General features: G+C 62.5%; 10 protein-coding genes and 1 tRNA gene. 6 read left to right on the top strand and 5 right to left on the bottom strand.

What is annotated here, in order from left to right; translation table 11 throughout:
- Positions 1 to 627: 627 nt before the first annotated feature.
- On the top strand, positions 628 to 2,280 hold the full coding sequence (locus MSG32_RS08375; protein ID WP_248379135.1) for an MFS transporter: 1,653 nt from the start codon (positions 628 to 630) through the stop codon (positions 2,278 to 2,280).
- Between the two features lie 160 nt (positions 2,281 to 2,440).
- Here MSG32_RS08375 and MSG32_RS08370 read toward each other — a convergent pair whose 3' ends face one another.
- Positions 2,441 to 3,508 (bottom strand): tripartite tricarboxylate transporter substrate-binding protein, encoded by a 1,068-nt coding sequence (locus tag MSG32_RS08370; RefSeq protein WP_248379134.1) that lies wholly within the window; start codon positions 3,506 to 3,508, stop codon positions 2,441 to 2,443.
- A gap of 353 nt (positions 3,509 to 3,861) precedes the next feature.
- Here MSG32_RS08370 and MSG32_RS08365 point away from each other — a divergent pair, with 353 nt between their 5' ends.
- Both MSG32_RS08365 and MSG32_RS08360 read left to right on the top strand, forming a co-directional pair.
- Positions 3,862 to 4,884, top strand: coding sequence for an adenosine deaminase (locus MSG32_RS08365; protein WP_248379682.1), 1,023 nt, complete (start codon positions 3,862 to 3,864; stop codon positions 4,882 to 4,884).
- A gap of 158 nt (positions 4,885 to 5,042) precedes the next feature.
- Positions 5,043 to 5,116: transfer RNA gene (locus MSG32_RS08360), tRNA-Gly, on the top strand.
- Positions 5,117 to 5,159: 43 nt separating this feature from the next.
- Here MSG32_RS08360 and MSG32_RS08355 read toward each other — a convergent pair.
- Complete coding sequence (locus tag MSG32_RS08355; RefSeq protein ID WP_282460318.1) at positions 5,160 to 5,618, bottom strand: HIT family protein; 459 nt, start codon at positions 5,616 to 5,618, stop codon at positions 5,160 to 5,162.
- A gap of 351 nt (positions 5,619 to 5,969) precedes the next feature.
- On the opposite strand from MSG32_RS08355, the gene MSG32_RS08350 reads away from it, so the two are divergent.
- Positions 5,970 to 6,608, top strand: coding sequence for a LysE family transporter (locus tag MSG32_RS08350; RefSeq protein WP_054556779.1), 639 nt, complete (start codon positions 5,970 to 5,972; stop codon positions 6,606 to 6,608).
- Between the two features lie 108 nt (positions 6,609 to 6,716).
- On the opposite strand, the gene MSG32_RS08345 is transcribed toward MSG32_RS08350, so the two are convergent.
- The gene (locus MSG32_RS08345; protein WP_248379132.1) at positions 6,717 to 7,715 is read right to left on the bottom strand and encodes a TRAP transporter substrate-binding protein; all 999 of its coding nucleotides are present in this window, start codon (positions 7,713 to 7,715) and stop codon (positions 6,717 to 6,719) included.
- Between the two features lie 170 nt (positions 7,716 to 7,885).
- Positions 7,886 to 8,899, bottom strand: coding sequence for a TRAP transporter substrate-binding protein (locus MSG32_RS08340; protein WP_248379131.1), 1,014 nt, complete (start codon positions 8,897 to 8,899; stop codon positions 7,886 to 7,888).
- A gap of 322 nt (positions 8,900 to 9,221) precedes the next feature.
- Between MSG32_RS08340 and MSG32_RS08335 the strand changes: the two genes are divergently transcribed.
- Complete coding sequence (locus MSG32_RS08335; protein WP_248379130.1) at positions 9,222 to 9,815, top strand: Yip1 family protein; 594 nt, start codon at positions 9,222 to 9,224, stop codon at positions 9,813 to 9,815.
- 181 nt (positions 9,816 to 9,996) lie between these two features.
- A complete protein-coding gene (locus MSG32_RS08330; protein WP_043334551.1) occupies positions 9,997 to 10,953 on the top strand; it encodes a sugar-binding transcriptional regulator in 957 nt (318 codons plus the stop codon).
- Between the two features lie 371 nt (positions 10,954 to 11,324).
- Here the strand turns inward: MSG32_RS08330 and MSG32_RS08325 are convergent, their stop codons facing one another.
- On the bottom strand, positions 11,325 to 11,681 hold the full coding sequence (locus tag MSG32_RS08325; protein ID WP_248379129.1) for a hypothetical protein: 357 nt from the start codon (positions 11,679 to 11,681) through the stop codon (positions 11,325 to 11,327).
- Positions 11,682 to 11,812 lie beyond the last annotated feature (131 nt).

Here is an 11,812-nt window from a genome sequence, read left to right as displayed (position 1 = left end):
TCATGGCGACCTCTGGTGTTATTGGATTGTGGTAGCGGCACATGTCGTGGGTCAGGCGCTGGCAGCGGCTGAGCGAGAAACTCGCCCTGCAGCCGCGAACCTGACAGCAACCTTACAATTCTGTAAGGCGGAACTTTATTCTGTATGGTGAAATTAGACTGCCGCCCAATGGCTCGCAAGATACCCATTCGTCGCACCGACCTTGGTCGAAAGGCGTATTTGCGCACCTTTGCGGTGCATTTTTGTGAATGTTCCGGCTGGGTGTCGTGTCGGAATCTGGCGGTTTCCGACGCTCTCTTGCTTCTCTCTTGTCCCTCTCTCACTCCTCTCTTGTTTCTCTCTTGCTCCTCTCTCACTCCTCTCTTGTTTCTCTCTCGCTGCTCTCTGGCTGCTCTTGCATGCCTCCCTCGCACCTCGCCCAGCAGGCCAGCGGGGCGCTTGCGCCGCCTGCGTGAGCTGTCCGTCCACGGGGGCCCTGGCTGGCTTGTCGTGTTTGAAACGTTATGCGGCGTTGCAGCAGAAGCGTGGCCATTGGGCTTTGGTCTAGCGTGTAGCCGGTGGCCAGACTGCGTGCTGACCGGGTGCCATCGGCAATCGTGCAAGGGGACAGGGGAGGGGAGAAGACTCATGGCCAAGGTGTTGGGCAGTGTGTGGGCGTTGTTGCTGGGTATCGTGCTGATCATGCTCGGCAATGGCATGCACTTCACGCTGATCGGTCTGCGTGGCGGCATCGAGGGCTTCTCCTCGGCGGAGCTGGCGATCGTCACCTCGGGCTACTTCGTGGGCTTTCTCTCCGGCGCGCGCTATACGCCGGTACTGATCCAGCGGGTCGGGCATGTGCGGGTGTTCGCGGCACTCGGCAGCTTCATCTCGGCGGCCTTGATCGCCTTGCCACTGCTGACCGAACCCTGGGCCTGGACGCTGCTGCGCCTGCTGATCGGCTTCTGCATGTCGGGCATCTATGTCACGGCGGAAAGCTGGCTGAATGCGGCTGCCAGCAACGAGACGCGCGGCAAGGTGCTCTCTGCCTACATGATGGCGCAGACACTGGGCATCATCGGAGCGCAGGGCCTGTTGACGCTGGGTGACGCCGCGACCTCGGTGCTGTTCATCTGTGCCTCCATCCTGGTGTCGATCTCCTTCGGGCCGATTCTGCTGTCGGCGGCCGTGGCCCCGGCGGTCGAGGTGTCGCGCGCCATGTCGTTCGCGAAACTGTTCAAGGCGTCACCGCTAGGCGCCATCGGCATCTTCCTGCTCGGCAGTGTCTATGCGACCCAGTCGGGGATGGGCGCGGTCTTCGGCACCCAGGTGGGCCTGTCGGGCTCACATATCGCTCTGTTCATCGCCATGCTGTTCACCGGTGCGCTGGTGTTGCAGACCCCGATCGGCTGGCTGTCGGACCGCATGGACCGCCGCGTGCTCATCTGCGGCCTGTCCGCCGCCGGGGCAGGCTCATGTCTGTTCGGCTGGATGGCGGGCGATGCGCTGTGGCCGTTGATCGCCTCGGCCTTCTTTGCCGGGGGCGTGACCACACCGCTTTACGCGCTGCTGCTGGCCTTCACCAATGATTCGCTGACGGCAGAGGAGATGCCGGGCGCCTCCGGCGGGCTGGTGTTCGCCTTCGGGCTGGGCGCCATCGTCGGGCCGCTGGCGGCAGGTGGCGCGATGGAGGTGATGGACCCCTACGCCTTCTGGCTGGTGCTGGCGACCACCTTCGTGGCCATCTCGCTGTATGCGCTCTATCAGATCACCCAGCGCGAGATGGTGCCGGTCGAGGAGACCGACAGTTACCTCAACATCCTGCCGACGGCATCACCGATGGCGGTCGAGGTGGCGGTGGAATGGGCACATGAACACGCCGAGGATGAGCAGCTGGCCGCCGAGGCCGCCGAGGCAGCGGCGCAGGAAGAGGCCTTCGAGGTCGCGCTGGAAGAAGCCTTCGAGGAGGCATTGGAAGAGGCGCTGGATGAGGCGTTCGAGGCCAACGTCGCGCCACTGGAGGAGGCGGAACTGGTGGAGCCGGACCACGAGTACGTGGCAGAGCCGCTGCTCGAGGCTGACGCAGACACGGAAATCGCGTTCGAGACGGAACTGTTGTCCGAGCTGTTGCCGGGAGCGGAGCTGGCAACTGAGACAGAAGCAGCGCCGGAAGCAGAGCATCGGTCACAGAAAGATTCAGAGAGAGATTCTGAGCCGCACGAAGAGAGCGACCCGCAATCGCCCTATCAGTTTGACTCCGAACATCAGCCGCCCAAGGGGCCCTGGCCCTCCATGCCCTGAGGTCGTTGAAGAGAACCAGTCAGTCGTCAAAAGCCGCCACCCCGGCAAACGGGGTGGCGGCTTTTTTGGGGCTGCCATGAGCTTTTGCCAGTCTTGAGCGTTTGCCAGGCGAGCGCGGCGCTCAGGGCTTAAGGGAGTCAGTACCTCAGGCTTCAGTTGATCACTGCAGGCCCAGCTCCTGCGACATCTGCTCCACATCGCTGACCTGCTGGGTGATGAAGCGATCCAACGCCTTGCCGGACTTGTGGAACGGCATCAGGCCGTTGTCCTGCATCACCTGCTGCCACTCAGGCGTCTCGGCCATGCGGTTGAGGGTCTGCTCCCACCAGTCGAAGGCGGCATCCGATGCGCCACCCGGCAGGTAGAAGCCGCGCCAGTTGGGCGCGACCACATCGATGCCCTGCTCACGCGCGGTGGGGATGTCGCTGTACTGGCCGGGCAGACGCTCTTCACTGAACACTGCCAGCAGACGCAGATGGCCGGATTCGACGAAGCCGCGGGCCTCGGTCATGTCGCCGGTGAAGGCTTCCAGGTGGCCGCCCATCACCTGGGTGATGGCGACGGAGCCGGAGTCGTAGGCGAGATACGGCAGGGCGCGTAGATTGTCGATGCCCGCCTCACGCGCCGCCATCAGCACCTTGAGGTGATCGAAGCCGCCCGCGACATCGCCACCGGCGAAGCGCACCGCCTTGGGGTCTGCCTGCATGGCGGCCAGCAGCTCGTTCAGCGATTGATAGGGTGAATCCTCGGCCACGGCAATCACGCCGTAGTCGGCGCCGAGGGTCATCAGCCAGCGTACGTCGTCGACCTTGCCGTCCTGATAGGCATGCTGGCCCAGGCGGGTGGTGGTCGCGCTCGAGGCGGCGACGATGACCTGCTCATCGGCGTGGCGCTTGGACTTCACATGCGCGAAGGCGACGCCACCGCTGGCGCCGGGCACGTTGAGGGTCTGCATGCCGGCAGGGATGAGGTTCTGCTCATCCAGCAGGCGGGCCACGCTGCGACAGGTGAAATCCCAGCCACCGCCGGGCTTGGCGGGCGCGATGCACTCCGTCTTGCCCTGCGGGGCGAAGTCGGTCTGTTCGTTCTGCTCCTCTTGGGCGGCGTTGGCGCTCAAGGGCGCCAGCAGGCCAAGGCTGAGCAGCAGGGCAGCGGGCAGGGCGCCAGCGCGCTGTCGAGCATGCTTTCTGCGTGAGAAGGGATGGCGGGCAGGGGATGTGGCGTGCATGGCTATCGTGTCCTTGGTGTTCAGCGTCGATCGTTATGGTTATGTCAGTCAGCGCGGCATGGAGCTGGGCGTTGCTGGCTGTCGCACGCTCATGACTGTTGTGGTGAATCGGTGTCATGAGCTTGTGTCATGAGCTTGCGAGAGTGCGAATGAACGAAAATAGCCTATTTCGGCGAGTCACGAAAAGGCACGGCAGGTGGGTAGTGCGCAGAGAAATCGCATTTCCCGCGCCGTCTCTCCTCAAGGTGGTCTCGGGATTGCTAGAATTGCGCCATCAGGCTGTGGTGAGCGCTCCGCGATCTTCCAGCCGCCGCCTTTCATTGAGGAGACGGGCCATGACCCTTACCCCGCGCATGCACGACTTTCTCGCCCGCCTGCCCAAGGTGGAGCTGCACCTGCACATCGAAGGCTCGCTGACGCCGGCCTTGATGTTCGAGCTGGCGGCGGAGCAGGGCATCGAATTGCCCTACGCCACCCTGGAGGAGGTCGAGGCGGCCTATGACTTCGCGGACCTGCCTGCCTTCCTCGCGCTCTATTACCAGGGCATGGGCGTCTTGAATGACGAGTCACACTTCTACCGCCTGGCGCAGGACTACTTCCGCCGTGCGAGCGCCGATGGCGTCAAGCATCTGGAGCTGTTCTTCGATCCGCAGGCGCATCTGGCGCGTGGCGTGAGTCTGGAAACCCAGTTCGCGGGGCTGGAGCGTGCCTGTCGTGAGGCGGTGAAGGAGTTCGATATCACCTCGGCGCTGGTGCCGAGCTTCCTGCGCTGTCATTCCGCGGCGTCAGCGCGCGAACTGTTCGACGCGCTGATTCCCTTTGAATCGCGCTTCGTGGGTGTCGGCCTGGACAGCGCCGAGATCGGCAATCCGCCGGAGAAGTTCACCGAGGTCTTCCAGCTTGCGGGGGAGCGCGGCTGGCATCGTGTCGCGCACGCAGGCGAGGAAGGCCCGGCAGAGTACATCCGCACGGCGCTTGAAGTGCTGGGGGTGGAGCGTATCGACCACGGTGTGCGCTGCCTGGAAGATGCCGCCCTGGTCGCACAGCTGGCCGAGCGGCGTATCCCGCTGACGGTGTGTCCGCTGTCCAATGTCGCGCTCAAGGTGGTGGAGCGCATGGAAGACCACCCGCTGCCGAAGCTGATCGAGGCGGGCCTCAATATTACCCTCAACTCGGATGATCCGGCCTATTTCGGCGGCGGCATGCTCGACAACTTCATCGCCGTGCAGCAAGCGCTGAATCTCAGCGAGGCACAGTGGCTCACCCTGTGCCGCAACGCCATCGATGCCGCCTTCCCGCAGCGCGGCGAAGGCCTCGGCATGAGTGACGCCCGCCGTGGCGTGCTGCTGGCGCAACTCGATAGCTGCGCAGCCTGAGAATTATCACAGACGCTTGAATACTGAATGCAATCAACGGCTTGGCCACCATCATCGTCAGCAGGACGCCGCCTGCGGCAACCGCTCCATCAGATGTTGCTTGACCGCGCTAAGTCGTTGAGTACAATGCAGTTCTGGCGTGCGCAATGCACCGCCCTGCGGGTGTAGCTCAATGGTAGAGCAGAAGCTTCCCAAGCTTAAGACGAGGGTTCGATTCCCTTCACCCGCTCCAGATTCTTCAAAAAAGCCTCCCGAATGGGAGGCTTTTTTGTTTTTCACTCACAACGTTGGCGTATATCTTCCGCCAGCTCGGCCAACTTCTCATCACTTTCACGCGGGCCATCGGCGCTGACGACGTAGCCATCGTATTCGGTCATGTAGTACTTCATCTTGGAGTTTCTGGCCTGCCATTCGCCTGGCTGTGTGCCATGCAGCGGGATTAGCTTGGCGTGCAGGTGGTTGACGCCGTAACCCTCGAAGATGATGGCGGTGCGTGCTACCCCGAAGTAGGCGTCGAGCTTGTGTGCCACGCGGCGCGTGAAGCGCATCAGGCCGAGAATCACCTCATCGTCTTGTTCATACACGCAGCTGCCAAGGTGGCGTTTGGGGATGACGACCGTGTTGCCCGGAGTAGAGGGGAAGATGGAGAGAAAGGCCAGGAAGTGCTCATCTTCGGCCACGACATGGCTTTGACTGTGGCCCGCAACGATCTGACAAAACACGCAGTCACTCATGGTTCTTCCCTGGTAGTTGAGTGTCGCCAGCTTCGTCCTGAATCTGGGGCATAGTTCTGTGATCGGAGCCCTTGTGATCAGAGCTTTTGTGAGCAGGCCCCTTGCGAATAGCGCCCTTGTAAAGAGAACTTGGCAGTCTCCTTGTATGAGTGAAGTGTGGTGGAGGCTGGTTGTCAATGCCAGGCAGCCCCCGCAGAAGTGGTTATCGGCAGCAACAACATGCTCAAAGAGGGGAGCGGCTGTCTTGCCGAGCCGATTGGAGCGAAAAGTGTTGCTGACGTGGCGGAGAGTCGCGATATTGGCAGGTCACCTTTCAGCAGTTCGTCACTCGTTGAACGACAAGGAACCCCAGTGGAACTCACCGTCTGGCTGGCATATGTCAGCGTCATCACCGCCTTGATCACCTTTCCCGGACCGTTTGCGTTGTTGTGCATGGATCATGGCCTGCGCCACGGTCGACGCCGCTCGTTCGCGACGGTGGCGGGCGGGGCGGCGGCGTCACTGGTGTTGATGGCCTTGTCGTCGCTGGGCCTCGGCGCGGCATTGGCGGCCTCCGAGACGGGGTTTCTGGTGCTGAAGATCGTCGGGGCGCTCTATCTCATCTATCTGGGCATTCAGGCCTGGCGGGCGCCTTCCCAGCCGGTGGTGTTCGATGCCGTGGGGGAAGACGGGCAGATGCGCGCCCGAGCCACGCGTTGGCAACTGTGCCGCAAGGGCTTCGGTATCGGGATCAGCAACCCGAAGGACCTGCTGTTCTTCGGCGCGCTGTTTCCCAACTTCATCGACATGGCCCAGCCGCAGCTGCCCCAGTTCGTGGTGCTGGCGCTGACCTGGCTGGTGGTGGACCTGCTGACGATGAGCACCTACGCCCATGCGGGTTCCAGCATCAGTCGCTGGTTTGATAGCCACCGGCGCGTGCGGCTGTTCAATCGCACCACGGGCAGTCTGTTCGTCGTGGCCGGCGCGGGGCTGGCGGCGTCGCATCGTTGAGCAGAGCCCCGCTCTATTGCACAAGACGTGAAGCGCACGAAGACGACAACGGCACCCGAGGGTGCCGTTGTCGTGTCTGGAGCCTGTCGATCATCAGTGCTATCAAGCTCAACGCTCAGGACGAGATTCGAGATACCTGCTTAGCAGTTCGCGATCTTCACTGGTGACCTTCTGCTTCCAGCTTTCCACCACATGCTGACTGGCCTCCTCGAGGGCATCCTGCAGCTCAGGTGGGGCCGGCGTGATCAGCTTCGCGCCGTTCTCCTGCAGAGTGGCGTAGGCCTCGTCCAGCACGCTGTGGGTGGCCGTCCAGCCGGCAGACTCGGCGGCATGCGCGGCATCGATCAACGCCTGCTGCTGCGCCTCTGTCAGGTCGTCGAAGCTATCGCGATTCATGTGGATGATATTGAGCGGCATCGCGTAGTTGAGCGTGGTGAAGTGGGGCATGTAGCGGTAGAGCTCCGCACTGACACCGCCCATCGCGGAGGTCAGCGCGCCGTGGATGCTGCCACCGGGCAGCAGGGGTTTGAGCTCTCCCCAGCTCATGACCTGAGGCGCCGCGCCCAGATTGAGCAGCACCCGCTGCGTGTTGCGGTCGTAGGTGCGGATCGGCATGTCCTTCAGGTCATCACCGTCAGCGATGGGCGCTTTCGACCACAGACCGCTGGGCGTCCACGGCAGGGCATACAGCAGGATCTGGTTGTACTCGGCGAGCAGTTCCTCGTAGCGCGGCTTCGCGACCACGTACAGGCGGTGAGCTTCATCGAGGTCGTAGGCGATCGCCGGCAGCGAGGAGATGCCGAAGAAGGGGGCTTCCTCGGCGAGCGCACCACTGAGTGTCGCGGCGATGTCGATGACACCGCCGGCGGTGGCCTGCAGGTGACTGGCGGAGCGAATGTCCGAGCGCAGCGTCAGCGTCAGGTCACCTTCGGACTGACTGGCGACCTGCTGACTGAATTCGGCAGCGCGTTGGCCCATCATCGTGTCGGGCTCGTAGTCGCTGCTCATGCTGAGGGTCGTCTGAGCGTGCGCGCTGAGTGCGCCGATCAGGCCTGCCGCTGCCAGGCCAGCGGACAACAGGGTGGAGATACGTGAAGAAGGCGTCATGGGGAATCCTTTCTTTTTGTCTTTGACCTTTGCCCGCTAGGGTAGTGCATGCCTGCGTTTATGCTCAGCTGCAGGGTGACGTCGCGCATTTTCCCTGCGCTGCCGGGGAAGGTGGCCGTCGTAGCGGCGGCCGTCATGGCCAAGGTCGGTGGCGTGGGCGCGCGCCTGACTCACAGGGTATCGCGTTGTGCGAGATAGCGATCCAGCAGTTCGCTTTGCTCGAGCTCAACCTTGCTGCGCCAGCTCTCGATCACGCTGACACTGGCGCGTGCCAGTGAGCGCTTGAGTTCGGGCGAGAGCGGATTGCTGACCGTCACGCCGGCCTCTTCCAGCTGGGCATGGGTCTGCTCCAGGACACTGGCGATGGCGTTCCAGCTGGTGTCTTCAATCTCGGTCGCGGCGCTGAGAAGAGCCTCGCGCTGGGTCTCGTCGAGCGCTTCGAAGCGTGACCGGCTCATGTGAACGATATTGAGCGGCATGGCGTATTGCAGCGCGGTGTAATGATCCAGCGTGCGGTTGAGCTCCGCCGTCAGGCCGCCCAGGGCCGAGGTCATCACCGCCTCGATACGGCCTTCGGCCAGTTGCTGCTGCATCGGCTCCCAGCCGAGCACGGTGGCGATGGCGCCAAGATTGAGCAGCACGCGCTGGGTATTGCGGTCGTAGGCCCGCACGGGCACGCCCCGGAGGTCATCGCGTGTGGTGATCGGCTTGCGCGACCACAGCCCGCTGGGCGGCCAGGGCAGGGCATAGAGCAGAATCTGATCATGCTCTTCCAGCTGCGCTTCATAGCTGGGGCGCGCCAGACGGTAGAGTGCGCGCGCCTGATGCGGGTCATCGACCAGGGTCGGCAGCGAGCTGAGGCCGAACAGCGGCATTTCGGCGGCCAGCGCGCCGCTGTGGGAGTCGGCCAGCTGGATGATGCCAGCGTTGATGGCCTCGAGGTGATTCACCGAGCGCAGCCGACTCAGCGGGCCATCTCCGAAGGTGATCTCGAGCTCGCCCCCGCTGAGCGATGCCACCTGATCGACGAACTGCTGGGCGCGCTGGCCCATCATGGTCTGGGGGCCGTATTCGCGGCTCATGGTCAGCTCGACTGGCTCCGCCTGGGCGGGCGTGCCCAGGGTTGCAAGGCCCACTGCCAGGCTCACGCCGAGCGTTCTCTTGATGCCGAACATTCTCTTCATGTCGAGCACTCCCTGCATGACAAGCACTGCCTTCATGCCGCTACGCTGTCCGATTGGCATTCGTCGTCATCCATCCATAGGGGGTAAATCAAGTATCCCTCAAAAGTGCAGGGCGTGCTGTCGCTGTCTCGGTCAACGCTTCCCTGGTTGGCCTGTTTCACGCCTGCACCGGCACGATTCGGAAGGGGCAACGGGCGTTGAACTGCCAGTTGGCGCAATGTGGTCTACGCTCAATTCATGGCTGTGCAACTGCCCTGACACGAACTCCGCGCCGGGACCGCATGGCCGGATTGTCGACGACTGTCAACGGGAGGTAGACCACATGCTGACCCACGTATGGGGCTTGATGGCGCATCCGCAACGGGAATGGCAGACCATCCGCAAGGAACACGAATCCATCACCCACCTCTACGCACATCATGTGCTGCTCATGGCGCTGGTGCCTGTCATCTGTGCCTACATCGGGACCACGCAGTTCGGTTGGAGCCTGACGGAAGGCCACGCCATTCTTCTGGAGCCACTGGATGCCTTCTTCGCCGGTATCGCGTTCTATATCGCCATACTGATAGCGATCGGCTTCATGGGCACTGTCATTCACATGCTCTCGCAGCGTTTCTCGGGCCACCCCAGCCGCCGGCGTTGCATCATCTTCGCGGGTTATGTCGCCACGCCGATGTTCCTCGCGGGGCTGGTCGCGCTCTATCCCGTCATCTGGGTGTGTATCCTCGCGGGCACCATTGGCCTGTGTTACAGCGCATACCTGCTGTATCTGGGCATTCCGCCACTGCTCGACATCTCCAACAAGGAAGGCTTCCTCGTCACCGGGTCGACACTGGGGATCGGGGTGCTGGTCCTGGAGGGCCTGCTGGCGGTCACCGTGCTGCTGTGGGGGTATGGCGCACGCTGGTTCATGTAGTCCTTCGCGGCACATCGGCGTCAGTCTGCTGACGCCATCGGCGCGAAAAAGCGCCTCAGCAACGCCTCGCCTTCATCGGCGGGGCGTTGTCGTTTTGCGCGCGGGTTGGCGCGTGGCACTTGTGCTCGGTGGCGGCGGCGTGGAAAGTGTTGGACTCAATCGACAGTGTGGAAGAAAGCGCATGGACAAGTTTGAACAGCGACTGGAGCAGGCTGCGCGGGCTGCATGGTTGTCATATGTCGGTGGACGGACCCAGGACGACATCGCGGTGCAGCTGGGGGTGTCGCGCCCCGGCGTGCAGCGCCTGCTGTCGCTGGCGCGCCAGGAGCGGCTGGTCAAGATCTCCATCGATCATCCCGTGGCCAGCAGCATGGCGCTGTCGGATACGCTGGTGGAGCACTTCGGGCTGAGCTTCTGCGATGTGGTGCCCTCTGACACCCAGTCACCGGAGAGCATCGCGGAGTATCTGGCGGTGGCGGGTGCCGAACGCCTGGCGTTCTATCTCGGTCGCCAGCAGCCACAGACCATCTCGCTGAGCACCGGGCGTGCGGTGCGCGCGGCGGTGGAAGCGCTGAGTCGCAGCGAGCGCCCCCAGCATCGCATCGTGTCGCTGGTCGGCAATGTGGCGCTGGATGGCTCCTCCAACCGCTATGACGGCGTGATGCTGCTGGCGGACAAGATCGGCGCTGATCGCTTCCTGCTGCCGGCGCCCGTGGTGGCGGCCAGCATCGAGGAGAAGGAGTCGCTGCAGGGGCAGAATCTGGTCAAGGCGGTGTTCAAGGTCGCCTGTGAGGCCGATGTGGGCATGATCGGCATCGGGCGTCTCGATGCCCAGGCGACGCTGTTCCAGGATCAGTTCATCAGCGCCGCCGAGCGCGATGAACTGATGGAAGTCGGTGCCGTGGGCGAGTTGATGGGCTGGCCGTTGGACACCCATGGCCGGCTGATCGATTGCCCGCTGGCGCAGCGCATCACCAGTGTGCCGCTGACCTCGCTCAAGGCGCAGCCGCTGATCGGGCTGGCGGGCGGCCACGACAAGGTGCCGGCCATCCTGAGTGCGTTGCGCGGTGGTTGGCTGCAAGGGCTGATCATCGATGAGGTGGCCGCCCAGCGGGTCTGCGCGGCCCTCAAGGAGTGAGCAGAGAACTGCCGTCTTCGTATGGTTTCACCGAGATGTCTGCAGCCTGATGGTTTTCTGCTGATGGCTTGCGCTTGACGACTGGCTCCCGATGACAGGCTCCCGTGGATACAGTCCGCACAAGGCGCCGAGCGAGTCGTCGGGAGCAGGGCGGGGCGTATGGCCCCATGCCTTGCTCCTGGTGTCGTTCTTTGCGTCGTTCTTTGCGTCGTTCTTGGTATCGTTCGCGGTGTCGTTTTCTTAGCCAGGGTTCAGCATTGTCGTTGCCCGCGTGATGCCCGCTCGATGCCCAGGCGTTCCCGTTACCTTCCCGCCGCTATTGCTCCGCTATTTCTCCGTCACTCCTTCTCCATTCCTTCTTCATTCCTTTGCTATTTCTCCGCGATACCTGCGTTTTTTCTTGCCCTTTGCTTTCTCTTTCCTCTCCCTTGGTTCGCTCTTTGTCCTCTCTTTATTTTCTCTTCGTTCTCCCATCCTTGCGTCGGAGCCACGATTTTCAGGGCGAGCGCTGACTTCTCTTGTCTGACAATCGAATGTGTTTGTTCGCCTAAATGATAAAGAATCGGGGCGGCAATCGTGGCCTGCGTTGTTTCGTTTAACGCTAATATCTGTCTATGCTGAATTGCACGCAAGCTCAGTGGCCATGCCGCCTTGTGGCCTACACCCAAAGGATCAGATCCCAAGGTTGTATAGCCCAAGGTATAGCGCTTCAGGGTTTGCTTTTTCACAGGTCTGATCCGATCATTTGTTCACTGAATGACGTTTTGATCGAACGTGTTTGCGTCGCGATGTCTCGCCAGGACATCCGTTCACCAAGCCGGTTGATGGGAAGGTATCGGTGCCCAAGGCGCCGCTGCCC

Origin of the sequence: Cobetia sp. 1CM21F (genome assembly GCF_023161745.1) — a bacterium.
GTDB classification, from domain to species: Bacteria; Pseudomonadota; Gammaproteobacteria; order Pseudomonadales; family Halomonadaceae; genus Cobetia; species Cobetia amphilecti.
Note: the sequence above shows the minus strand (reverse complement) of the source record. Positions and strands in the feature narration are given on the sequence as shown.

Excerpts from the sequence above, each read along its gene's own strand:
- MSG32_RS08375 (WP_248379135.1), top strand. The coding sequence starts at position 628 with ATGGCCAAGGTGTTGGGCAGTGTGTGGGCGTTGTTGCTGGGTATCGTG.
- MSG32_RS08370 (WP_248379134.1), bottom strand. The coding sequence starts at position 3,508 with ATGCACGCCACATCCCCTGCCCGCCATCCCTTCTCACGCAGAAAGCAT.
- MSG32_RS08365 (WP_248379682.1), top strand. The coding sequence starts at position 3,862 with ATGCACGACTTTCTCGCCCGCCTGCCCAAGGTGGAGCTGCACCTGCAC.
- MSG32_RS08355 (WP_282460318.1), bottom strand. The coding sequence starts at position 5,618 with ATGAGTGACTGCGTGTTTTGTCAGATCGTTGCGGGCCACAGTCAAAGC.
- MSG32_RS08345 (WP_248379132.1), bottom strand. The coding sequence starts at position 7,715 with ATGACGCCTTCTTCACGTATCTCCACCCTGTTGTCCGCTGGCCTGGCA.
- MSG32_RS08340 (WP_248379131.1), bottom strand. The coding sequence starts at position 8,899 with ATGAAGAGAATGTTCGGCATCAAGAGAACGCTCGGCGTGAGCCTGGCA.
- MSG32_RS08335 (WP_248379130.1), top strand. The coding sequence starts at position 9,222 with ATGCTGACCCACGTATGGGGCTTGATGGCGCATCCGCAACGGGAATGG.
- MSG32_RS08330 (WP_043334551.1), top strand. The coding sequence starts at position 9,997 with ATGGACAAGTTTGAACAGCGACTGGAGCAGGCTGCGCGGGCTGCATGG.